Raw genomic sequence first — 24,096 nt, 5'->3', positions numbered from 1 at the left:
AAACCTACACAAGTGGGATTGTTTTTTTTACAAAAATAATTGAAGTACTCTAACCAAAAGGTTGTAGGTTTCTTGGGCGCATATTAACTGTCTTTTGTTAATATTATCCTAGTCTCATAACTAGCTCCTCAAATGTTAATTCCGGCACTCCCTGCCGTACTGAGAAAAGTATATCATAACAAAATACCAAAAACCTGGTCAAGGTTGACCAGGTTTTATTGAGTTCACAGTTTTCAAATTGTTAAACTAATTAAGTAATTGAAAGTTCATAACTAAGGTGGACTGAAAAAGTAACAAACTCAGCATTCTTGCGTTTTTCCGCTTTAGGATTTGGCTTTGCCTTCTACATTAGGCTTTTTGCCACTTTTCTAACATTTGATATGCTGAAATCTGTTTGGGTTTATGACACGGGGACACTAAGTCATTTACCCTTTTGTTTGGTTTTATTTTGTTTTGGTGTCCTACTATTTAAATTAGCACTTAGCTTGTGAGTTGCAACCCTTGGTTTACTAAAGTTGACCTTTTGTTATGTTTTGCAATCTAGAGCTATAAATTTGATCCCTAAGCTTCTCTTTATGAAAGTTAAAGGTATCTTGGATATATAAGCATGGCTAACGCAACTCCATTGTCACCAATTCCACATAATTTTATTATCATCCAGATGGTCGGTAAGAATACGTCTAATGGCGTCAATTTCTGCCAATTGGGTGGCTAATGTGTTGTCTCATACTTGTTCGGGAGAACGCGCTCCGGCCATGTCTAACGATAAGCCGCTCGGCGTCTACGCATTTGTTTGGGGTTGGGCAATTAACCACGCCAAAGATAACTGAGCAAGAGTACAATTATGAAGAAGGGCTATCGGACGCAGTTTTCCTAGCGATTGTTGGGCACGTTCAAAATTTTCGCCTTGAAATAGTTTATTTTTAGTACGGTTATCTGTTGGGTCAAATTTATGACCGAGAGCAAATTTGCCTGTCAATAATCTCTGTGCTAAAGGCGAATAAGCAAGGATAGAAATATTGTTCTCGATACAATAGGGCAATGCATCTTGTTCTACCTGTCTCCAGAATAAAGAATAAGGTGGTTGTAAACTATTAATACGTCCATAACTTGCTGCTTCTACTAACTGGGCGTGAGAAAAATTGGAAATACCAATGGCTCGAATTTTACCTTACTCTTTGAGGAGGTTAAGAGCACTCATAGTTTCTTCGATAGGTATTATTTCACTATTGAAAGCACCGGAGGGCCAATGTATTTGGTAAAAGTCGATGTAATCAGTTTTCAGGTTGGTTAGAGAGCGATGTCTAACGACAAGCCGCTACGCGTCACCGCAAGCTTCAGTGACTTATTCATACTTTAGATGATTGGCGAAAACTTTCCTGGCATACTGCACGCGATGTCTGGCGACAAGCCGCTACGCGTCTATGCGTACATCAGATAAAGCTTCAGCGATAATTTGCTCAGAATGTCCTCCACCATAAGCTTCAGGTGTATCAATTGTCGTGATACCAGCTTCATAAGCGGCTCTGATGGTTTTAATCGAGTCTGCATCCTCAATTCCCACCCACATTCTTTTACCAGCTTGCTAAGTTCCCATCAAGATAGGTGTAATTTGCACATCAGAAGTACCTAACGTAGGCGTTGGCGTAGCCTCTCTTAGACATCACTTTGCCATAACTGCTTCCTAATTCATTCCCTTGGACAGTTCATACTTTATCGGTTTTAGCTTGAAATTAAATCAGAATTACATGTAGATGCTGATGGAATTGACTACAACTTTTCATGCCCTCAAAGAATGGGCAGTGGCCGTAAATGCCTTAGAAGATGGTAAAACAATTATGTTGCTCCGCAAAGGCGGTATCCATGAACGAAATGGACACTTCCAAGTTGCCCACAAGCAAGTTTTGCTTTATCCTACTTATGAACATCAACAAGCTTTCATGCTGAAAGCTGAGTATGCCAATGGTATTTATCCAGTAACATCGGGATGGCATCCAGAGACAGTTCGCATCGGAAGTTGGGCTGAAATTACGGATATTTTGCCAGTTAGTGACGAGTCTATTGTCAACACCTTGCTTCCCTTCCATATTTGGAACGAGTATTTTATTAGCGATCGCCTCAAATGGAAACCACGTCAGCCACTTTATATTCTTCTCCTGCGGACGTATAAACTACCCCAAGAGCAAGAAATTTCCTATTACGCCAAATACGCTGGCTGTAAGTCATGGATTGATTTAGATGAACCAATTCAGTTGCAAGCAGCAAAACCAGTTTTATCTAACTTTGCATACATCCAACTAGTAGAGACAATTCGCGAGATTGTTGGCGATAAGTTGTATGCTCCATCCTTCTAATAGCCAACATATTCGACAATTAAAACGATAAAAAACCGTGGTTGCTGAAAATTTAACCACGGTTTTTATTTTATAAAACTTTACTTTTGTTAGTGTCTACAGACAATTAATCGCGGCCATTTATGGCAATTAGCAACCGCAAGATAAAGACGAACAAGTTGATGTAAGTTAAGTACATCGATAAAGCAGCAGGCAGATATTGGTCATCGCTGTAAGTGCGGGGCAAGATATAAAAATCGACAACAGAAACCCCAACAAACAGAAACACCCCCAAACCGGAGATGGCAATTTCTAACCAATTGGGCGTATAAACACCAAACATGGCAAATCCAAATTGGGCTAGACACACAACCACCAAAGCAATGACACCAAGATTGATGGTTTTCGTCAAAGCCATACCGTCTTGTTCAGAGAGATTTGAACCAATTTGACGGGCAAGAATAAAGGTAACACCGCAACCAAGAGCAGCTAACCCAATGCCTTGAATGCCAACACCTTGGGATCTCAAGGCGACAAATACCAAGCCACTGAGAGTATATCCAGATAAGAGGCTGTAGGTTGCCAACAGGGGTAGTGCAAGTCCCTTATTACCTTTTTGGGCAACATTTTGGGCAACAAAGAACAAAATTAATTCCAAAATCACCGCACCAATGAAGGTGGGAAAGAATATTTCGGGATTAGTACGGATAACTCCCAAACCGCCGTAGGTTCCTAATGCCGTTAGCACCAATCCACCACCAACGTAGGGGAGGGCGTTGGCAATCACATTTGGGCCAACGAGGGTGTGAGATTTAGCCTCACGGATAGCTTCACGAAAATTGCTGGTATTGCTCATATTGAAAAACTGTTGTTTAGGAAAACGTTCTGCTTATTACTATTCTTACCAATATTTGAAGAAGAAGTCAGAATCACTCTTATCGGGGATACCCTGGGGGATCTTACTACAGACCTGCCACTCTCTTGTTGACCACTCCATCTCTGATTGAGTGTAGTGTTTCACTGTTTATTCAGACGCTCTCTACAAGACGCTCTTGCTAGCTGGCTTTTTTGCAGGAGAGGAGTACACGGACTCGTTATTCGCTAGTCACACAGAATTCAATTTATTTTTCTGGCTTCTGACTCCTGAATTATTTCTTGTTAATGGAAATGTCCCTTAATACCCAACTAAGTACAAATTCCCATAAAAATGAGTCGGAATTATGTTTGTTGTAGCTTGGGTTTTGTTGCTCAAGCCAACTGCCAATTTGGATTTTCGACCTTTATTAATGACGGTACGTACTAATAAATAAAATTGCCCAATCTATTTTGCAATTAATTCAGTACCGATCCACTTGCACTCAGTATGACAGATGGGTATTAAGTCAGCTATGCATTTTTCAGCATAAATAGCTAGTTTTTGTTGCAAAAGCTAAAGATTATATGCCATGCAAGATTTATGTAAAAAACAAAAATAACCTGCAACAGAGAGGTTAGCAAAATCATGCGTACAAATACTGAATTGCGGAGTTAGACCCCTGACAAGTTCAGTGAAACGACGATGGCTTATTCTGGCTTGACTAAGGAAAATAATGACAGCTTAGAAGAAAATATACGCAGCTCCATTTTCTCAGGAATAGGAGTTACAACAAAGGTAATGTATATGGCAGCAAGTGAGTCCTCTTTACGAACTGATGGTATAGAATTATTACACTTGTACCACCAGAATCCTTCTATTAAACTTCGTAATAAACTTGTACAGTTACATACTGGCTTAGTACGAAAGATGGCTCATAAATTCAGCCATCAATGTAATGAACCTTATGAAGATTTAGAACAAATCGGTTATTTTGGTTTGATTAGGGCAATTGAGCGTTTCGACCCTAGCCAAGGATATGCTTTTAGTTCCTTTGCAGTGCCATACATTCGCGGTGAGATGCTACACTTTTTGCGCGATCGCAGTACTCTATTAAAAATTCCCCGTCGTTGGCAAGAATTGTACAATGAAGGGCAAAAGATTCGCAAGGACTTGGCAATGTCTTTAGGTCGTCAGCCCAAGGATGCTGAAATTGCCAGCCAACTTCGGGTATCTGTGCAAGAGTGGCAAGAAACCAAATTAGCGGCTCAAAACCGGATGCCTTTGAGTTTAGATGCAACCGCAGTTAACTATGTTGATTGCCAAATAACCTTGGGTGAAGCACTTCCTTGTCCTCGTTCTCATGTACTTCTGCAACAAGAAGAAGAACGCCAACAACTCCAAGGCGCAATCAATATGTTAGAAGAAAAGCCCCGTATGGCGGTTGAAATGGTATTTTTGAAGGAACTTTCTCGCAAGGATGCTGCTAAAAATATTGGCACTAGTCCAATGACTGTAACTCGCTATCTGCAAAAGGGAATTCAAGATTTGATTTACTATTTGCAACCGCAGGTAATGCCCACTGGGTCTTGATGTCATTAGTCAATAGTCAGTGGTTAGTAGAAAAGCAACTGACAAATGACAAATGACTAATAACTAATTATCTAGATTTTAAATCAGCGATCGCACCTTTGGTCATAGCAGCAATAGCTTGATCTGTCGCTTTTGGCAAATGATAATATTTCCCGCCTGCTGTTTGCGATAATTCTTTAGCAAAGCCAGTAGACACAAATTTACTTTCTGTATCAATTACTAATAGTTGCATCCCCAAAGCCCGAATTCTCGCAGCAATTTCTAATAATTCTCCTTTGATATCTGGCTTTTCTCCTGGTTCAAGCTGTTCACCCAAAGAACGCGCTAAGGGAATATTACCCCGCCCATCGGTAATTGCTACAAGGACAACTTGCCCAATATCTCCACTCATCTGGGCATTTAAGCCGACACGCACAGCTTGAGTTAAACCATGCGCTAAGGGCGAACCCCCACCACAGGGCAACCTTTCCAAACGGTTACGCGCCAAAGCAATAGAACGTGTTGGAGGCAATAATACCTCTGCCTGTTCTCCCCGGAAAGGAATTAATGCTATTTGATCACGGTTTTGATAAGCTTCAGTCAACAGTTGCATCACCGCACCTTTAGCCGACTGCATTCGATTCAGGGCCATTGAGCCAGAAGCATCTACCACAAATACTACCAACGCCCCGGCTTTGCGTACCAGGCGTTTCGAGCGAATATCAGGCTGTTCGACAATAACTTTTCTATTTGGTTGTCTTTCTCTTCGTGCTTTTTGATATGGAGCCGCAGCCCTCAAGGTGGCATCTACTGCAATGCGTCGCGCTTTCCCCTTGGGCAACATTGGCTTAATATAACGTCCCCTGTCATCAGAGAAGATGACACTGCGACTACCAGATTTACCTTGCCGCTTCGCCATTTGAGTAAAGTACAGCACGTTGTCATCAAGAATTACCCCTTCTGGATCAAAGATAAACTCTTCTGGGATGCTGGGGGGTTCTTGCTCTTGATTTTCTTCGCGTTCTTCCTGTTCTTCTTGTTCCTCTTCTGATTCATCCTGGGGTTCTTCTTGATTCTGTTGTGGTGGGGGTGGAGGCGGTGGTGGTGCTTGGTCTGGTGGCGGTGTCTGCACAATTGTGGCCCGTGGCACAATTACCAGTTCCACAGCACGGCGTAAATCTTCGGCATTAACTGTTGTTCGTCCCTCCAAAGCCGCCGCTGCTTTGGCAACCCGCGCAGCGAATAACTCGGCGCGATGTCCCTGAACTCCTCCGCGAATGGACTCATTCACTAGATAGGCAATTTGTTCATGGGTGATGATTACTTCTTTCAACCATTCCCGTGCCAAGATGATTTGGGTTTTGAGGGAGTCTAAATCTTCGTTGTACTGTTTGAGGAAATCTTGGGGAGATTTAGAATAAGCGATCGCTTGTTCAACTGCTGCTACTCTTTGATCTAAGCCGAGTACACCGTCAGCAGAGAGTGCGATCGCAATTCTATCTAATAAATGCTCCCGTAATCCACCTTCTTCTGGATTGTAGGTGGCAATAAATAGGGATTTGCACGGATGCTGAAAACTAATCCCTTCCCGTTCTATCTGGTTGCGTCCTTCAGATAATACTGTTAGAAGCTGATTTGATATTTGGTCATCTAATAAATTAATTTCATCTACGTACAGTACACCCCGGTTTGCTGTAGCGAGTAATCCAGGCTGAAAAATAGTATCACCTTGCTTTACCGACTTTTCAACATCCACTGAACCGAGGAGTCTGTCTTCTGTGATACCTAGAGGAATTTGCAAAAAAGGCGCAGGGATGATTTCGACGGGAACATCTTGAATATCTTTATCTGCGTACTCCGCCAATAATTGATCGTCCCATTCTTCTGGATGGTTGGGGTCACAATTGCTGATTGAACCTTTGACAACTTCAATGGGCGGTAGTAGAGCGTGGATAGCACGAGCCATTACAGATTTTGCCGTACCGCGACGACCTGCGATCGCCACTCCTCCCAAACCAGGATCAACTGCGGCTAAAAGCAAAGCTAATTTAATTGCTTCTTGACCGACTACGGCTGTCAAGGGAAAAGCAGTGATGGTGGGATTGATAGTAGGCGCAGGCATTGTTTGCTTTTATAGCGAGTCTCGGCCTTTAGCATACCAATTTCTGACACATTTAGAATAGGGATTATGGCAATGAGACAAAGGTAAGGTTATGAGTATTGCTCAAGCTAAACGCTTCACACTGGATGAATACCACAGGCTTGGAGAATTGGGCTTTTTCCATGAAGATGACCACATTGAATTAATCAATGGGGAAATTATTGAAATGGCATCTAAAGGTACAGATCATGAAACTTGTTTAAGAAAACTGTGGAAGGAACTCCCCAAAATACTGGGAGACAAGGCTACTTTGCAATCACAAGCGCCGATTGCTTTGCCACCTAATAGCGAACCTGAGCCTGATTTTGCGATTGTTCAAAACCGTGCTGATGATTATCTGTCGGGTCATCCTAAAGCGGCTGATGTGTTTTTAGTAATGGAGGTTTTAGATTCTTCTTTGGACTATGACCAAGATGTTAAAATACCTCTCTATGCTAAAGGAGGTATTACTGATTATTGGATATTCAATTTATTCGATAATTATTTGGAAGCTTACAGTGAACCATATCAGGATAATCAAGGCAGATATGGTTATTCAAATAAGCGAATTTTCCTATCAGATGAGATAATAACTTTTCCCTACTTCCCTGATTTATCTCTTGATTTAGCTAAGGTTTTTCCGCCAAAACGGAATTATTAAACTTTGTTATAGGATTCAGTCATAAGGCAAATGATTAATTTTTATGGCTTATAGTGATTTTAAACTTATTGAAGTTATTGATTCTTTTGGGTTAGTTATCCACGAATCATCTGGACTATTCGCAAATGTGCAGGAGCAAGAATGTAGCGATTTATTATCTACTCTTCTTAGGGAAAATGTTGATTTAGCAGTAGCGATAAGTTCGGAAAAAGCTCGAAGTGAAATGATAATAAGTCCAATTTTATTAGAGATTAGACGCAAATTTAATTATTAAATCAGCTTTTTTTCTGGAGTTGATTTTACTGTTGATAGCCAGCGAGGATTAAACGGCTTTTGTGATTTTATTTTGAGTCTTTCTTCGGAGCAGTTGCTTGTACGTAGTCCAGTAATTGTCTTAGTAGAAAGTAAAAATGAGAATTTGAGGTCTGGTTTAGCCCAATGTATTGCGGAAATGGTAGCTGCTCAGTTATTTAACGAGAGAGGTGGAAATCAAATCAAAGCTATATATGGTGCTGTTACTATCGGTACTATCTGGCAATTTCTGAAGCTTGAAGGTAATATAGTTTCGATTGATTTGAGTGAATATTATATTAAAGATATTAAGAAAATTTTAGGTATTTTGTATGGTGCGATCGCACAAAGTAAACCATAATTTATTATTAGATCGAATATTATTTACACGCCTGTTTCATTCCTCTGAAAACTCCAAAACCTGAATAATACAGGTACACGAAGTAAGTCCGCCTTTGCGGAACAAATACAAAAAATCATTTTTAATATCAAATACCTCAATGGCTATTAGTAATCGCAACCGAATCGAGAATGCTCTAATTTCTTTAAATCAGGGTCTATATCTATATTTTGAACAGGAAATGCGAAAAGTTCATGGTGAACGCTGGCTGAAAATAGCGACATCTAGCCTATCCGATAACCAAAGTTTAAAGCGCAATCCAGAAGACATTCTACGTGATGATATTTCTGAGTTACTAAAAGTAATAATTGGACAGTGGAATCAGGTTTTTAAAAGAAAACTGGGTCATGGTGAACGTGCCTTAATTAGCGAACTCATTGAAGTTCGTAATAAATGGGCGCATGAAATGAATGGAAAGCGTTTCTCTACTGATGATACCTATCGCGCACTTGATAGTATTGTTCGATTGCTCAAAGCTATTTCAGCATCAGAAGCAGATATTGTAGAAAAGCACAAGCAAGAAGTTCTGCGAATGCTTTCTCCAAAGCAAGCTGAAGAAGCACGCATAAGAGAAAACTTGGATGAACTACTAAAACAATTGCCCTTTCAAGATGCATCTCTCTTGCTCCGCGCACTCACTCACACATCCTATATGCATGAAAACCCTAACTCAGGTGAAGATAATGAACGACTGGAGTTTTTGGGTGATGCGTTACTCAATTTTCTGAGTGGCGAGTATCTCTATCGTCGCTATCCAGACAAAAAAGAAGGCGAACTAACACCTTTACGTTCTCGGTTGGTAGATAAACCGCAGTTAGCAAAGTTTGCTGTTAATTTAGACTTGGGTAGGTGGATGCGGTTAGGTAAGGGTGCAGAAAAAGATGGAGGACGAACACAATCTAGGTTACTCAGTAACACTTTTGAAGCAATTATAGGTGCTTATTTTCTAGATTCTGGAGTTGAGTCAGTCCGCGATTTTGTGGAACCATTGTTTGATTCAGCAATAGTTCAAAACTTACCTGTTCTTTATGAATCTGATAGTAAGTCTAACAATTTTGTAGATTCAAAAAACCGCTTTCAAGAATGGGTGCAACGCACTGTTACTCCAACTCCTCCCAAATATTTTACAGAACAAATAGGAGGTTCTTCTCACGCACCAGAATTCATAGCAAAAGTATTGGTAGATGGGGAAATTTACGGCGAAGGTAAGGGACGCAATAAAAGAGATGCAGAAAAAGCTGCTGCTGAAGATGCACTAGCTAATTTGAAAAAACAAAGTTTGTTGTAGAGTTTATTTGGTTCATAAATTTTGAGAATTTTAAAAAGGGACATTTTATGAATTGTTTCTACATATTATAATTTTTATCAAAAAAAATGGGGGTGGCGTATACCATCCCCATTTTATTTTTTGTTACTTTACTCATTTCCAGATAGTAACCAGAAAAGAGTCAACTATTACAGTTGCGGTACATACTGTTGCTTCTCTGGTACTTCAGCATACTCAGCTACAATCTGGCGGAATTCTTCGCCGTCAATGGTTTCTTTTTCGATGAGCAAATCTACTAAGCGATCGGTTACAGTGCGATGATCACGGATGATCTTCTTAGCATTGTCGTAGCACTGCTCAACAATTTCTCTGACTTGAGCATCAATGCGAGAAGCAATGGATTCGGAATACTCAGATCGGGTTGTCCAATCACGACCCAAGAATACCTCTCCCTGCTGGCTTTCTAACGACAGTGGCCCTAAGTCGGACATCCCGAACCGAGTCACCATCTGCCGTGCCATTCCCGATAGTTGCTGCAAGTCTCCACCAGCGCCAGTTGTGACTTCCGCAGCCCCAAAAATCACCTCTTCAGCGGCGCGACCACCCAAAGCACCAGTAATTCTGGCTTTCAACTGAGAACGAGAAATTAATCCCTGTTCTTCGTTGGGTGTAAACCAAGTTAAACCCTGTGCTTGTCCTCGTGGGATGAGTGTAACTTTTTGCACTGGGTCATGCTCTTTTAACAAAGTCCCCACTAAGGCGTGTCCAATTTCATGGTAGGCAATTAAGCGCTTGCTCTTACTATCTACCAAGGGAGTACCTTCCATCCCTGCAACTACGCGATCCACTGCATCATCAATTTCGCGGAGAGTGATCGCTTCTTTGCGTCTTCTCGCAGTGAGAATTGCTGCTTCGTTGAGTAAGTTGGCTAAGTCAGCACCAGTGAATCCAGGAGTACGACGAGCGATCGCATCTAAAGATACACTAGTGTCTAATTTCTTGTTCCGCGCATGGACTTGCAAGATTTCCAAACGCCCTTTGATATCAGGTGCATCAACTGTTACTTGGCGGTCAAAGCGACCGGGACGCAATAAGGCTGAGTCTAGTACATCGGGACGGTTGGTGGCAGCAATAATAATGATGCCTGTGTTACCTTCAAACCCGTCCATTTCGGTGAGCAATTGGTTGAGGGTTTGCTCTCTCTCGTCGTTACCGCCACCGATACCAGCACCCCGTTGGCGTCCAACGGCGTCGATTTCATCGATGAAGATGATACAGGGGGCGTTATCTTTAGCTTTCTTGAACAAATCGCGGACGCGGGATGCACCCACACCAACGAACATTTCCACAAATTCTGAACCGGAAATACTGAAGAAAGGTACACCTGCTTCACCAGCGATCGCTTTTGCTAGTAAAGTTTTACCAGTTCCAGGAGGCCCAACTAACAGCACTCCCTTGGGAATCCGTGCGCCTACAGCGGTAAATCTTTCTGGCTGCTTCAGGAAGGTGACAACTTCTTGCAATTCTTCCTTAGCTTCTTCAATGCCAGCTACGTCATCAAATTTGACGCCGGTTTTTGCCTCCATTTGGAAACGCGCTTTGGATTTGCCGAAGTTCATTGCTTGACCTGGGCCGCCAGGGAGGTTGCTAGAACGCCGGAACAAAAAGAACAATCCAGTAATCAATAAAACTGGAAAGATGAGATTGCCCAACAATCCCCAAATTGCGCCATCATTCCGCATGGGGTGAGCATCAAAACTAATGGCTTTCTCTTTGAGCTTGCTAATTAACTCAGGAGCATTAACAGGCAAATCCACACGCCACCTTTGGACACGATTTTCCAGGTCTGGATCGCGGGCTTCTATAATTGCCGTCCTACCGCCTTCATACAGATCCACACTGTTGACGCGATCGCCGTCCAAGTATTCTAGAAAGCGACCATAGGTCATGCGGGTATTGGCTGCATTTTTACTCATGTCAGTAGGAGCGCCTGCAAACGCCCCTTGCCAGAAGAAAAAGCCAATTACCAAAGCTGGCAATGTCCAGAGTACTACGACTTTCCAAGAGAATTTCATCTTAATTTGCCTCTAGATGCCTATACAACTCATCAGCCTTAGCAACGGAATGTTCATCACTCTGTCACTTTAAGCTGTTAAACGGATGTCTATAAATCCATTTTGTTTAATTTGATCTCTTATATGCACTGCTATAAAGCGATTAGAGCATTATGGCGATGCCAACAAGAATCTTAATCAAAGTTAACTTAATTTTAATACAATATCGCACGAGAAAAAGGAGCGCAACGGGATGCAAAGGCATGGAGAATTTCTCTAGAATGCTTTTCGTGTTGTTTAAGCCCTTCTCAATCATCATTCTGGGGAACTGGGAACTGGGGACTGGGAACTGGGGACTGGAAAAAATTAGTTGAACCCTAATTTTTAATCTAATCCTCAATACCCAATCCCCAATCCCCAATCCCCTACTTAGCTTCTGTAATTTGTAGAGTGTAAGGAAGATATTTGCCTTTTTCGTAAGAACCAACCCAAATTTGGTAGCTTCCAGGTAGCCATTCACCAACAATGCCGGCATTTTTGCCATCAAAATCGTCATTGCACCAAGTACCACCAGGCCCCTTGATAGTTATGGTGGTGTCTTCAGGACTTTGCACTTGTAGCTTTAGGTAGTCAAATTTACTTGTTAGCGCTAATGTGTGGTCTGGGGTTTCATCAACAAATCCGTTACAAGGACCAGTGGCTGTTTCACTTCTCCCAGCTACTTGACTCCCAGATATTGAACCACCACTCATCCCGCGAACTGTCAAGGGGTCTGGCGAAAACTGAGGGCCAATCGTGACATCTCCAAATATCGTTGGCGCTTCCTGAGCATCAGCATCAGTAACAGGCGTAACCGTCGATATGATGAAGAGCGTAACTATCATGAACGATAATTTCATCCCTCTATTGAGCGCTTGTGTTGGCATTGTAATTACGTTCGCTTCTAAGTGTTTTTGAAGACATTAATTTTACACACCAAGTTCCCAATGTGAGGAGAATTGACTACCTATTTTAGATTTGAAATTGGGGATAATTCATGAGTAATTAGTTAATGATTTTTTGTTCTTATAGTTGCTCTACCTTATGGATAGGGGCGCACAAACGTGCGCCCCTAAAATCTAAAATATTTCTAAAATATTGAGGTAATCGCTAATTAGCTTCCGTTATAGCCCGACTCAAGCGCGGTTTATCTAAACCAATCTGATTTAGTAGTAACCAAGATTGGATGAGGTCGGGGCCATGAACATCTCCAGTTAAGGCTGCTCTGAGCGATCGCATTACCAAGCCTTTTTTGACTTTTTGCTCTTTCACCACTTGTTTGATAATATCCTGGGCGGCGGCTTCCGATAGTTGCGGCTGGTTTTCCAAAGCTTTGACAATCGCCTCAAGGACAGCAGCAGAACCTTCTTGTTTCAGTTGTGTGCTACCTTCATCGCTAAATTCAACTTTGTCGCTAAAAAATAGTTGGCTTTGAGCTACTGCATCTACTAAGCGAGTCAAACTCTGGCTAATTAAAGTTACTAGCTGTTCTAACCAGGGGCGTTCTCTTCCACCATCAAATTTATACCCAGCCGCTTGCCAATAGGGTATGAGTAAATCTGTAAGTTTATCTACTGGTGTCTTGTGGATATACTGGCTGTTCAACCAATCCAGCTTGTCCCAGTCAAACTTGGCGCCTGCTTTATTGACGCGCTCAAAGCCAAATTCTTTAGCAGCTGTTTCCAAGGTAAATATTTCTTGCGTTGAGTCTGGTGGCGACCAACCCAGCAATGTCATGTAATTTACCAAACCTTCAGCAGTAAAGCCCATTTTCTGAAAGTCAGAAATGGAAGTGACGCCATCCCGCTTAGAAAGCTTGCGTCCTTCCATGTTCAAAATCAACGGTGTGTGGGAAAATTCTGGGATTTTTGCACCCATTGCTTCATATAGCAGAATTTGCTTGGCGGTGTTGGCGATGTGGTCTTCTCCCCGGATGACATGGGTGATTTGCATATCGATGTCATCCACTACAACTACAAAGTTATATAAAGGTTGACCACTACCTTCTTCTGAAGCGCGGGCGATGACCATATCACCACCTAAATCGCTACCTCGCCAAGACATCTTTCCCCGTACTAGGTCATTCCAGACGATTTCGCGCCCATCTTCGATTTTGAAACGAATTACAGAAGAACGACCTTCTGCTTCAAAAGCGGCGCGTTGTTCTGGGGTGAGGTTACGGTGACGATTGTCATAGCGAGGAGCTTCGCCTCTAGCTTTTTGGGCTTCTCGGAGAGTTTCTAATTCTTCTGAGGTGGTGTAGCAGCGATAGGCTAATCCTTGATCTAGCAGTTTTTGTACTTCTCCTTTATAAAGATCCAGGCGTTGGGATTGGAAAAATGGCCCTTCATCCCAGTTAAGTCCTAGCCAGCGCAGTCCTTCAAGAATATTGTCGGTGTATTCGGGACGCGATCGCTCTAAATCTGTGTCTTCTATTCGTAGTATAAACTTCCCTCCGTGGTGGCGGGCAAATAACCAGTTAAATACAGCCGTTCTAGCTGTACCAATATGTAAATTTCCGGTTGGACTCGGCGCAATACGGACTCTAACAGTCACAGTTAATTCTCTCTTTCGCAAAGCATGATAAATGTAGCTTATATTCAAACCCCTAATTCTGAGTCAATCCTTTTGGGGAATTCAAAGTTTAAAACCACCGAAGTTTATTTCGATGATTAGCTACTGATAAATTTAGAACGGGACTGACGGGGCTCGAACCCGCAACTTCCGCCGTGACAGGGCGGTGCTCTAACCAATTGAACTACAGTCCCTTGTTTGGCAACTTTGCTATTATCACTATTTTTTTTCTACTTGTCAAGTGTTTTGGAATAGGAAATTAGAAATTATTTTTGTCTTGTCTCTCCAAGGTGGGAATTTTTCGTTAAAACCTTGATAATACAACCTGTGGTTCTGATTCGAGATGCTGCAATATCCGGGATTGCATTTGTTTATACTGCTGCTTTAATAGCTGTTTGCTCAAATGAGATTGAGAAGTGGGTGGTAAACTATGACTCTGTTGCACCCAGGTTTTCAACATTTGCCGCTGAGTTGGCTCAATGCGACTGCTGAGAACTTTGATGCAAGAATTTGGTGCTTCGAGAGTAAAGAAAATCAAAGGATACTGCTCATTTTGAGCCAGTAAACTTACCAGCCTTAGATTTTGGGGATTTTGCATATCTAAGTAGCATGGTAGCCACTTAGGAGCCAATTGCCGATTGTAGAGCACAGTCACCCACAATAGCATTGGGTGAGGGGATGTCATAAAGATAAACTGATTGTAACGGGTAGAAACCGCATAGGTTTTGATTTCTTGTTTAGGCAACATCAACCATAATGCTGTTAGTGATCCTTGTGGGGTATCTAGAAGCTGAGGAAAAACGATTTCTTGAATTGGTTTATTTTGAGGCCACAAAAGTTGCCGATAACTTTGTTCTACTGTGATTGGTAATCCAGAATCTAAGGGACGGCTAAGGATAGAGTTAGAGCCTAAAGTTGTAGATAAGCTGGGACAATTAGACTGTTCTAAGCTGTTTAAGACTTGCAAAATTTGAGCGATATTTTGTGGGCGATCGCCTGCTTTTTTAGCAAGACAAGCCATAATTAAATTATTTAGCTTCTGAGGTATTTTCAGAGTCGGTTTAACCTCTGCGATCGCTTTTGGTTGTTCAAAGTGATGTGCTTTATACCAAGCCCCAAAATAGTCAGTTTCTGGTTGCCAAGGTTTTTTGCCTGTGAGCATCTCAAACATCATCACACCTAGGCTATATATATCAGAGCGACTATCTAATTTTTCCCCATCTAGTTGTTCTGGAGAACAGTAGGGTAAAGTGCCATTAAATCCCCTACTTGTACTAGCTGTTGATGCATAATTTAAAAATCTAGCAATCCCAAAATCAAGAATTTTAACTAACTGACCCAATATCGGATCGGGAATAACTAATATATTGGCAGGTTTGATATCTCTATGAACTAATGGACAAATTTTGCCATCAATGTTAATACCTTGATGAGCACATTGTAAGCCTAAACAAATTTGGCGGGAGATAGTTAAAAAGATGGGCAGAGGTAACGGAATCAAATCCTTTAAACTCTTGCCACATAAATATTCCATGACGTAGTATGGTTTGCCTTTCTCATTCACACCATAATCATACGCCCGCACTATGTGTATGCTCTTTTGACTCAAAGCTGCACTCATTAAAGCTTCACGAGCAAAGTCTTGTTGCATCTTGGTATCGACAACAGTTTGAGTCAAAAACTTGATAGCAACTGGTATTCCTCCTAACAAAATATCATTTGCTAAAAAAACTTCACCCATACCACCGCTACCAATTAATTGCTTCAGTTGATAACGATTGGCAAGCAAGCCCGTACTATTTGGAGATGTAAATAAGCTCTGATTCACTTTATTAACCTCCATTGCTGAGGACATTTAAAGTTAGCAATACACACATAATTAAGAGAAGGCTTTTAGGAAATAGAGGTAAATATTTTGATTGCAAGCTTTCAATAACGTAATACAAACTTAAAAAAAATCTCCAAAAATTTATTCATCCAATTTCTTAAGCTTTCTTTCTCATTTTTTTGATGTATAGCTAAATTTTGTAAGATGTCTAACTTCAGCTTTTCATACTCTGTTTTGAGAATATTTTTGGCTTGATTAGGTGAAATTAATTCTTTTGGCTGTTGACTAATATCTAACCAATCTACAAGTTGCTGGCGCTGGCTGGCGGTAAGGTTTAAAGTTGTTACATGAGAGCAACGGGTTGGATCTTCTAAGGTAAAAAACAGTAAATGATAGTAGCCTACTTCCGCTAAACTACGCGCTATATTCTGCCCTTTATTATCTTTTAAATCTAGAAAATAAGGTAGCCATTTAGTCATAGAAGGTTCGGCATCGTATAGTACTGTTATCCACAATAGCATCGGATAGACATTCATTTTACTAATAAATTCAGTACCATGTATTTTATCCAAAAATCTTGTAATCTCTTGTTTAGGCAACATTGCCCAAAAAGTTGGTATAGGTCTTTGGGTAGTATGGAGTAAATGAGGAAACCCAATTGGCGCAATTGGTTTATTTTTAGGCCAATTTTTCTGCAAACACTCTTGTTCTGATAATAAAGTTGCGGGTACTAATTGAACCGGAAATGAGAGGTTAACAATGTCATTACCATTGCTAGGAATAACATCTTTGAGCTGAATATTAACCTTTTCTAAATCTTCTAATATTTTGTTGATATTCTGAGGGCGATCGCTTACTTCTTTAGCTAAACAACTCATCAATAGTTTTTCTAATATCTGCGGAACTTTGACTTGCGGATTAATTTCTTCAACTGTAGGTGGCATTTGAAAGCGATGCGCTTGATACCAAGTACCAAAAGAGTTACTTTTTGTCTGAAATGGATGCTTTCCTGTCAGCATCTCAAACATTAATACTCCCAAACTGTAAATGTCAGAGCGGACATCTAGCAGTTTACGCCCTTCCATGTGTTCTGGAGAACAGTAAGGCAAACTACCAATAAAAGAATCTGTCAGGGTCATCCCACTTCGCTCTGTTAGGAATTTTGCAATGCCAAAGTCGAGTATTTTGACAATTTCTCCTTGTTTACTATCTTCACTAATGAATATATTTTCTGGTTTAATATCCCTGTGAACAATAGGATAAATCTCTCCTTTAAGGCTGATACCTTGGTGGGCACATTCTAAACCTAAACAAATTTGATTACAAATTTGCAAAAACTTGGATATTGTTAAAGGCTGGATTTTAAGAATTTGTTTGAGATTTTTTCCTTCGAGGTATTCCATTACATAAAACGGAATCTTATCCTCAGTAAATCCATAATTTAATATACGAACAATATGTTTACTTTTGCGACCTAATTGAGCGCCAATAAAAATCTCTCTGGCAAAGCGTTGGGACATGTGTTGATTTGCCAGACTGAATGATAAGATTTTGACTGCGATCGGCATACCACCTTTAGCAGTATCTTCAGCTAGATAAACTCTACTCATCCCCCCTTTGCCAATTAAATTTCTGATTAAATAGCGGTTGTTTAAACATTGTCCAATGTAATCGTCTAATTCTGCTTTTTGCCCTACCATATTCTCAACTTTATTTTGTTTCATAAAAATCATTTTTGAAAAATATTGTTGGCAAAATACTTTATAAGTCTAGCTAATTATTAAATTTAAATATTACAAAATATCATTATTTTGAGATAACTAACTACAAGCTTTAATTATGGTTAATTTCTCTGCAAAAGCTCCTAAATATTGTGTAACATATTTATTAAGGATTACGGTTGAGAAATTACACGGAAACTCTAAATAGGCTAGATAAAGTTACCTAGTAGATTCCGTGAATACACAGTAATAAGTAAATAGTAGTAAAGCCGAGATGTCTACGACGGGCTACGCCTACGCACCTTTATCTCTGTACAGCTAATTGTTAAAAATTGGTATTAAACGGCGTAAAAATCTAATTAGCGGAGTTTCAATTTTCATTTGAAAGGCTAGTATCTGGGTGCGTTGTAGGGAGTTGAAATTGTTATCACTGATGAGAATTAATGATTGTTGTCCATTGGGTAGCTTAGGGCCAAGAGTTAAGCCTTCGATGTTGTCTAACAGTACATCTAGTTTTCTCAAATCTAATAGCAGTTGTTTCTGAACTGGTTTAATATTTTTGGTATCAACTGCTAAAAGGCTATCAATAGTATGAATATCATCGGCTCCTTCTAAAGAAACCTGAAACAGGGAAACAGCAAATCCTAAACCAGTGAATGACCGTTCTAAACTTAGGAAGTGTCCTTGATTGTCGAGAGCAAGTAAATCGGGCAATCCACTGGCGAATTTGCCAATTAAATTCAAAAATGGTGCAACTGGTTCTGTTTGGTAAAGAAATTCCTTGTCTGGCTGGTTGTTGAGCAAGTTGTATTGCAGAATTCGGCAAGGACTACCGATGTTAGGTTTAGCTGCGACACCATCTTGAATTAGAGCATTTTCGGTAGCTGTGAATAGATGCTTTTTATCGGGTGTGATGGTGAGGCTTTCAAAAGCCAAGTTGTTGCGGATACCTTGTTGACTAGTTTTATCTGGCAAAAATTTGTTTGGGATGGGAAGTGTTGTAATTTCTCTACCAGAAGATAGTGAGAACTCTTTAATAAAAGGATCAATTAATTTTGCAACATCGCCTTCAGAAGAAATAAACACAGTTGCTTTATTAGTTAATGCAATACCTTCTGTATCAGTTTCACTGGGGCGGAATGTTTGACTATTTTGATTTAATAATGTAGTGACACTAACTGGAATAATTCCATCTTTTTGTAGGGAACCTTTACTCAAGTCGATTTTCAGGGTGTATAAACGCGCATTAGCTTTTTGCCCACGGTCATCGGAAATAGCATAGTAAAGGTTGTTTTTTACATTATATGTAATTCCAGATAAGCCTCCAACTTCAGTTTTCTGAAATATTAAACCTTTCGGTAAAGTGGCTTCCCCAATAAATTCTATGCTACTGATTTCAATAGCATTTGTATGTAAAACTATAAATAAGAAGATGATAATTATAATCGGGATAAAAAAGTAAATAATTTGCGGAAATACAAAGATTTTTTTAATGAACTGCATGGAAAGCTATTGCTAAATTTTGAAAATCATAAACAAGATAGCACTGAAACAGTACTGATACTAGTTCTGCATCAAGATGCACTAAATCATGTTAAGACTTAAGTACAAAGAAGAGAAATGTGGACGCAAAGAGGCTTGCCGCAGGCTATCGTAAAGAAAAGAACTATCCTGAAATATGCGAAGTACTCGACGCTAACTAAGCAAGTCGCAAATCATATTCATCCTGAAAAAATTTGACAAGCCAATCTTTGACTCTGCGGGTAGCACGGCAATCATCTTCGTTGTAGCTTTGGATAATTTCTAGTAAGGTGCGATCGCCTGTTTCTAGCCACTGATCATACCAGTAAATACATTTGGCACCACTAGCTTCCTTTTCCCGCCACTCAAATCCTAGCCAACGAGCGATCGCTTTGAGGGCATAACTTTCTACGGGCAATGCTACACTTTCGGTTAACTGTTCATACACATCCACAAATCGATTCAGGACAGGACGCACTAAGGAGTACGGAGTGTGGTACAGCTTTGCCATCCGTTTGACTGTATCAAACTCGTAGACACAAAAATGATAAATTGGCGCTTCGGGATATTGCCAAACCAAATCCAAAAATTGCTGCCAAACTAATTCTTCGTCTTCTGGTTTGTCTGCTAAAAACGAATAAAACTGTTCTGTATTGGCAACTCTATCAACAACTAAAACCCCCAAGAGATAATTTAAATCCAAATCTGGCTGTGCTTCAATATCAAAGTAAATCTCTATGGGTGCTGTAAATGTAATATCTTCTATTGGTAACGGGTAGGGTAAAATTAGAGGTCGTTTTTCGAGTGCAGATTGAGCTTGCACTACCAACTTGGGCGCTATTTCTCTGTCAAAACCAAGTAAGTTTTCTAAAATGCTGGGACTGGTGTTAGCGAGAGATTCCAGTGTGGTGATATCTAAGGCTTGGAGTTGAGTGTAGCGAATGGGTGTTACGCCTGGTAACAATGAGAGATGTTTTTCAGATTGAGCGATCGCATAACATTCACTATACCAATGGCAAAGATTGCACTTTTGCCGAGCAATAAACACTTCTGGCGGATTCGGTAACTCTAAAACTTGAATAAACTCCTCCAGAATTTCCTGCATTCGTGGCATCCATTTAAACAAATCTACTGCATAGTTTGTATTTTTGCTTCGCAATATGAGCGAAGCCGTTTCAGCTGGAACTCTTTGTACTGTCGCCAATACTTGAGCATGAAATGCAGCGACAACTTGATATTCTTGCTTAGGGCGCTTACCGAGTTCAATATTAGCTGGAACATAGATCCAATCCCCAAAATGGGATTGTCCTGGCTGTTTCACAAGTAAATCTGGACGACTTAGGAGGGTGTATGCTTCAGAATAATTTGCTAACAGTACTCCCTTATATATGTAGTCAACCCCACGCTGCATCAATTCTAAAGTTTCTTTCTCTCCCCTTTCCCAGTTTCCATAAGAATAATCTGGTTGGTGATAAGTCTTCTGTGCCAAAGCACTCAGCTGATGAGCGATTTTGTCCTGTTGCAGTTTCCGTAGCAACTCATTGGGAGCATCGCGCTGACTTTTGTCACCGTGAGTATCTAGAAAAGGCCGGCGTTTACAGCGTTGATATTGCAGTAGGAGTTCAGCATTAATTAGCATCTTTATAAGTTAACAAGAATTAGCACACTCTGGGAGTAAATTAGACAACTAAAATCTGGAAGTAGCGATACCTTTGGTGGGCTACGCCAACGCATCCACACTTAATTTGTCGTTTATTTTATACTGTCAACAGCTAGCTATTGGTTTAAACAGCATAAGCGTTTGCTTTTTTGCCAAATTACAACTGCGGGAGAGTAACATAATCACGGTTTATCCATTATTACAAGGGTACATGACAGAAAAACATGAGCCGTGTCTCATCTGTGAGCGTGTCACACTCTGGAGAAACGGTCAGAATCCCTACTTTATCCACGAATTCGAGCATTCAATCTTTGTGATTGGCGATCATCAGTTTCATCACGGATACTCCCTCATCCTTCTAAAAAAACATATTAGAGAGTTGCATGAACTTCCCCCACCTATCCAGTCCGCCTTATTTCAAGAGGTGATGTTGGCAGGACAAGCTATTGTTAACGCTTTTAGTCCGTGGAAAATGAATTATGCCTGTTATGGAAATGGTGAGCCACATATTCATTGGCATCTCTTCCCCCGTTACGAGTCTGATCCAGATCGCAAGGCTAATCCGTGGCGTAATGTATCAGAGTTCAAACATCATCTGATTAGTTCTCAAACAGCCCAGAATCTAAGAGAAAAAGTCACAGAGCATTTATCGTTACTGATTACGAGATGAAATTTGGCAGCGAGGGCTTAAATTAATTTCATTGCTCCTACCACAAAGTACAAATTCCTCTAAATCTCAATAACCTGCAAACAGCAGATATCCCTTGTAAATTATGACTAGTATTTCTGCATCACCAATCAAGCTGCATCGCCATCGAGAGCAATTTCCGGCTTTAGCAAATAAGACTTATTTCAATTATGGCGGACAAGGGCCGATGCCCCAAAAAGCAATGGATGCGATCGCCCAAACTCAAGCTTATGTTCAAGAAATAGGCCCCTTTGGGAATGAGGCGTATAGCTGGATAGCACCCCAAACTCAAGCAGCAAGAGAAGCGATCGCTTTGGAGTTAAATGCACCAAGCCAAACAATTACTCTCACTCAGAATGTCACTGTTGGCTGTAATATCGCTATGTGGGGCATTGAGTGGCAAGCTGGCGACCACATGCTGCTTTCGGATTGCGAACATCCAGGTGTGATTGCGACAGCGCAGGAAATTGCGCGGAGATTCGCTGTGGAAGTTACTACCTGTCCCCTAAAAGCAACTTTAAATGAGGGCGACCCCGTAACAGTCATTGCCCAACACTTACGCCCCAATACCCGCCTAGTGATATTGAGTCATGTTTTCTGGAATACTGGTCAAGTTTTACCTCTTGATAAAATTGCCGAAGTATGCAGGAATAATCATTCTGCACTATTAATAGATGCTGCCCAATCTGCTGGTTTGTTGCCTTTAAACTTGACGGAATTGGGAGTAGATTTTTATGCTTTCACTGGTCACAAATGGTTATGTGGCCCTGCGGGTGCTGGTGGTTTGTATGTTCGACCAGAAGCACGAGAAAGCTTGAAACCTACATTTATTGGCTTGAATGGCATTGTTGTGGATAGTCAATCTCAGCCTGTGGATTGGCTTCCAGATGGGCGACGATACGAAGTGTCTACATTAGCTTATCCTTTGTATCTTGGGTTAAAAGAAGCGATCGCAATTCATCAGCAATGGGGAACCTCACAGGAACGTTACGAACAAATCTGCCACAACAGTGAGTACCTCTGGCGACAATTGACGGCGTTACCCGATGTTAAATGTTTGCGAACTTCCCCACCTGAAAGTGGTATAGTCTCCTTCAAAATTGCAAATAATCAGCCCCAAGCTAATTTGAAGTTGGTGCAATTTTTAGACTCACAAAGGATATTAACTCGGACAATCGCCGATCCTAGCTGTATACGCGTTACCGTCCATTACTTTACTTTAGAATCGGAAATCGATCTATTGGTTGAGGCAATTCAAAGTTTTTGCAAGATTAATTAAAAGTTAGGAGTTATAAGTTATCAGTGTAGTAATTATGATTTTAATTCCTAACTCCTAACTCCTAACTCCTAACTCCTAACTCCTAACTCCTAACTCCTAACTCCTAACTCCTAACTTGAAAATGGAACGCCCAATTTTATACTTAGCCATAACTAACCACGGCTTTGGACATGCTACTCGCACCGCATCTATAGCCGCGACAATTCAAAAATTATGCCCAGAAGTTCTACTAATTCTGGTGAGTACTGCCCCACGCTGGTTGCTAGAGTGCTACATACAAGGCGATTTTATCTATCGTCCCCGTGCATTTGATTTGGGTGTGGTGCAAACGGATAGTTTGACAATGGATAAAGTAGCGACTTTAGAAAAGTTGCTTGATATTAAGAAACATCAGAATTCGCTGATTGCTTCAGAAGTGAATTTTATCCGCCAAAATCGCGTTAATCTCATTTTGGCAGATATTCCATTCCTTGCTCCTGAGTTTGCCAAAGCTGCAAATATTCCCTGCTGGATGATGAGTAACTTTGGCTGGGACTTTATCTACCGAGATTGGGGAGGCGAATTTACAGCAATTGCAGATTGGATTAGTGATGGGTACTCAAAGTGCGATCGCTTGTTTCGTCTTCCCTTCCATGAACCAATGCCAGCTTTTAACAATATCACAGATGTGGGCTTAACAGGCGGTTCCCCTCGTTACTCTGCTGATGATTTACGTTCTCTTTGGGGAATAACTACACCAGTCGAAAAAACTATTTTGTTGACCTTTGGTGGTTTGGGTTTACAGCAAATCCCCTACGATAACCTACGGCGATTCCCCGATTGGCAATTTATCGTCTTTGATCAATTTGCCCCTGATTTACCTAATTTAGTGAAAATTGATGACCGCAAATACCGCCCTGTAGATTTTATGCCTATTTGTGCGCGAGTCGTCTCTAAACCTGGTTACAGTACTTTTTCTGAAGCCACATTATTAGGAGTACCGATTGTTACTATACCGCGTGAGGATTTTGCCGAAGCAGCTTTTCTAGTAGAAGGCATAACTAATTATAATCAGCATCAAATCATTACCCCATCTGACTTTTTTCAAGGGAATTGGGATTTTCTCCATGAGTTACCTCAACCACCAAAGCAATCTCAAGCAATTGCTAAGGATGGGAATGAAGCGATCGCTAAAGCTGTTATTAATTATTTGCAGACGAAATAAAGTTATTCAAA

16 protein-coding genes, 1 tRNA gene and 2 pseudogenes are annotated in these 24,096 nt (G+C 40.8%); 8 read left to right on the top strand and 11 right to left on the bottom strand.

The features are described from left to right. Window positions 1-628 precede the first annotated feature (628 nt). Window positions 629-1,597 (bottom strand): annotated as a pseudogene (locus ACWATR_RS11835) (aldo/keto reductase). A gap of 157 nt (window positions 1,598-1,754) precedes the next feature. Here ACWATR_RS11835 and ACWATR_RS11830 point away from each other — a divergent pair. Beyond that, a complete protein-coding gene (locus tag ACWATR_RS11830; protein ID WP_460332440.1) occupies window positions 1,755-2,354 on the top strand; it encodes a DUF1802 family protein in 600 nt (199 codons plus the stop codon). Between the two features lie 106 nt (window positions 2,355-2,460). Here ACWATR_RS11830 and ACWATR_RS11825 read toward each other — a convergent pair whose 3' ends face one another. Beyond that, entirely contained in the window at window positions 2,461-3,189 is a 729-nt protein-coding gene (locus tag ACWATR_RS11825; protein ID WP_460332438.1) for a Bax inhibitor-1/YccA family protein, read from the bottom strand. Between the two features lie 804 nt (window positions 3,190-3,993). Between ACWATR_RS11825 and ACWATR_RS11820 the strand changes: the two genes are divergently transcribed. Beyond that, window positions 3,994-4,779, top strand: coding sequence for an RNA polymerase sigma factor SigF (locus ACWATR_RS11820; RefSeq protein WP_460332436.1), 786 nt, complete (start codon window positions 3,994-3,996; stop codon window positions 4,777-4,779). Window positions 4,780-4,846: 67 nt separating this feature from the next. Here the strand turns inward: ACWATR_RS11820 and bchD are convergent, their stop codons facing one another. Beyond that, a complete protein-coding gene (gene bchD / locus ACWATR_RS11815; RefSeq protein ID WP_460332434.1) occupies window positions 4,847-6,880 on the bottom strand; it encodes a magnesium chelatase ATPase subunit D in 2,034 nt (677 codons plus the stop codon). A 91-nt stretch (window positions 6,881-6,971) separates the two neighbouring features. Here bchD and ACWATR_RS11810 point away from each other — a divergent pair, with 91 nt between their 5' ends. The 3 genes and pseudogenes from ACWATR_RS11810 to rnc all read left to right on the top strand — a co-directional run bounded on the left by ACWATR_RS11810 (window position 6,972) and on the right by rnc (window position 9,538). Then, entirely contained in the window at window positions 6,972-7,559 is a 588-nt protein-coding gene (locus ACWATR_RS11810) for a Uma2 family endonuclease (RefSeq protein ID WP_460332432.1), read from the top strand. 43 nt (window positions 7,560-7,602) lie between these two features. Continuing rightward, window positions 7,603-8,211: pseudogene (locus ACWATR_RS11805) on the top strand (hypothetical protein). A 139-nt stretch (window positions 8,212-8,350) separates the two neighbouring features. Beyond that, complete coding sequence (rnc, locus tag ACWATR_RS11800) at window positions 8,351-9,538, top strand: ribonuclease III (protein WP_460332430.1); 1,188 nt, start codon at window positions 8,351-8,353, stop codon at window positions 9,536-9,538. Between the two features lie 167 nt (window positions 9,539-9,705). Here the strand turns inward: rnc and ftsH2 are convergent, their stop codons facing one another. The 8 genes from ftsH2 to ACWATR_RS11760 form a co-directional block, all read right to left on the bottom strand. After that, window positions 9,706-11,592 (bottom strand): ATP-dependent zinc metalloprotease FtsH2, encoded by a 1,887-nt coding sequence (gene ftsH2, locus ACWATR_RS11795; RefSeq protein WP_460332428.1) that lies wholly within the window; start codon window positions 11,590-11,592, stop codon window positions 9,706-9,708. Between the two features lie 404 nt (window positions 11,593-11,996). Then, window positions 11,997-12,497, bottom strand: coding sequence for a hypothetical protein (locus ACWATR_RS11790; protein WP_460332426.1), 501 nt, complete (start codon window positions 12,495-12,497; stop codon window positions 11,997-11,999). A 223-nt stretch (window positions 12,498-12,720) separates the two neighbouring features. Next, window positions 12,721-14,166: a glutamate--tRNA ligase gene (gltX, locus tag ACWATR_RS11785; protein ID WP_460332424.1), complete on the bottom strand. Its 1,446-nt coding sequence runs from the start codon at window positions 14,164-14,166 to the stop codon at window positions 12,721-12,723. A 138-nt stretch (window positions 14,167-14,304) separates the two neighbouring features. After that, window positions 14,305-14,378: transfer RNA gene (locus tag ACWATR_RS11780), tRNA-Asp, on the bottom strand. A gap of 110 nt (window positions 14,379-14,488) precedes the next feature. After that, window positions 14,489-16,012: a serine/threonine protein kinase gene (locus ACWATR_RS11775; RefSeq protein ID WP_460332422.1), complete on the bottom strand. Its 1,524-nt coding sequence runs from the start codon at window positions 16,010-16,012 to the stop codon at window positions 14,489-14,491. A gap of 101 nt (window positions 16,013-16,113) precedes the next feature. Next, window positions 16,114-17,736, bottom strand: coding sequence for a serine/threonine protein kinase (locus tag ACWATR_RS11770; RefSeq protein WP_460332420.1), 1,623 nt, complete (start codon window positions 17,734-17,736; stop codon window positions 16,114-16,116). A gap of 315 nt (window positions 17,737-18,051) precedes the next feature. Next, window positions 18,052-19,236 (bottom strand): esterase-like activity of phytase family protein, encoded by a 1,185-nt coding sequence (locus ACWATR_RS11765; RefSeq protein WP_460332418.1) that lies wholly within the window; start codon window positions 19,234-19,236, stop codon window positions 18,052-18,054. A 196-nt stretch (window positions 19,237-19,432) separates the two neighbouring features. Beyond that, complete coding sequence (locus ACWATR_RS11760; RefSeq protein WP_460332416.1) at window positions 19,433-20,893, bottom strand: TM0106 family RecB-like putative nuclease; 1,461 nt, start codon at window positions 20,891-20,893, stop codon at window positions 19,433-19,435. A gap of 232 nt (window positions 20,894-21,125) precedes the next feature. On the opposite strand from ACWATR_RS11760, the gene ACWATR_RS11755 reads away from it, so the two are divergent. The 3 genes from ACWATR_RS11755 (at window position 21,126) to ACWATR_RS11745 (ending at window position 24,085) form a co-directional block, all read left to right on the top strand. Further along, window positions 21,126-21,584 (top strand): HIT family protein, encoded by a 459-nt coding sequence (locus tag ACWATR_RS11755; protein ID WP_460332414.1) that lies wholly within the window; start codon window positions 21,126-21,128, stop codon window positions 21,582-21,584. Window positions 21,585-21,687: 103 nt separating this feature from the next. Beyond that, window positions 21,688-22,881 carry an aminotransferase class V-fold PLP-dependent enzyme gene (locus tag ACWATR_RS11750; protein WP_460332412.1) on the top strand — a complete coding sequence of 398 codons (1,194 nt, stop codon included), beginning with the start codon at window positions 21,688-21,690 and terminating at the stop codon, window positions 22,879-22,881. A gap of 121 nt (window positions 22,882-23,002) precedes the next feature. Beyond that, window positions 23,003-24,085 (top strand): glycosyl transferase, encoded by a 1,083-nt coding sequence (locus ACWATR_RS11745; RefSeq protein ID WP_460332410.1) that lies wholly within the window; start codon window positions 23,003-23,005, stop codon window positions 24,083-24,085. The last annotated feature ends 11 nt before the right edge of the window (window positions 24,086-24,096 follow it).

It is taken from the genome of Nostoc sp. UIC 10890, assembly GCF_054786515.1.
This window is presented reverse-complemented; position numbering and strand designations above follow the sequence as displayed.

Bases quoted from the DNA above. Each gene is read 5' to 3' on its own strand.
- ACWATR_RS11810 (WP_460332432.1), top strand. From the start codon at position 6,972: ATGAGTATTGCTCAAGCTAAACGCTTCACACTGGATGAATACCACAGG.
- ACWATR_RS11760 (WP_460332416.1), bottom strand. From the start codon at position 20,893: ATGCTAATTAATGCTGAACTCCTACTGCAATATCAACGCTGTAAACGC.
- ACWATR_RS11790 (WP_460332426.1), bottom strand. From the start codon at position 12,497: ATGCCAACACAAGCGCTCAATAGAGGGATGAAATTATCGTTCATGATA.
- bchD (WP_460332434.1), bottom strand. From the start codon at position 6,880: ATGCCTGCGCCTACTATCAATCCCACCATCACTGCTTTTCCCTTGACA.
- ACWATR_RS11770 (WP_460332420.1), bottom strand. From the start codon at position 17,736: ATGAAACAAAATAAAGTTGAGAATATGGTAGGGCAAAAAGCAGAATTA.
- ACWATR_RS11750 (WP_460332412.1), top strand. From the start codon at position 21,688: ATGACTAGTATTTCTGCATCACCAATCAAGCTGCATCGCCATCGAGAG.
- ACWATR_RS11820 (WP_460332436.1), top strand. From the start codon at position 3,994: ATGGCAGCAAGTGAGTCCTCTTTACGAACTGATGGTATAGAATTATTA.
- rnc (WP_460332430.1), top strand. From the start codon at position 8,351: ATGGCTATTAGTAATCGCAACCGAATCGAGAATGCTCTAATTTCTTTA.
- ACWATR_RS11825 (WP_460332438.1), bottom strand. From the start codon at position 3,189: ATGAGCAATACCAGCAATTTTCGTGAAGCTATCCGTGAGGCTAAATCT.
- ftsH2 (WP_460332428.1), bottom strand. From the start codon at position 11,592: ATGAAATTCTCTTGGAAAGTCGTAGTACTCTGGACATTGCCAGCTTTG.
- ACWATR_RS11755 (WP_460332414.1), top strand. From the start codon at position 21,126: ATGACAGAAAAACATGAGCCGTGTCTCATCTGTGAGCGTGTCACACTC.
- ACWATR_RS11745 (WP_460332410.1), top strand. From the start codon at position 23,003: ATGGAACGCCCAATTTTATACTTAGCCATAACTAACCACGGCTTTGGA.
- ACWATR_RS11830 (WP_460332440.1), top strand. From the start codon at position 1,755: ATGCTGATGGAATTGACTACAACTTTTCATGCCCTCAAAGAATGGGCA.
- ACWATR_RS11765 (WP_460332418.1), bottom strand. From the start codon at position 19,236: ATGCAGTTCATTAAAAAAATCTTTGTATTTCCGCAAATTATTTACTTT.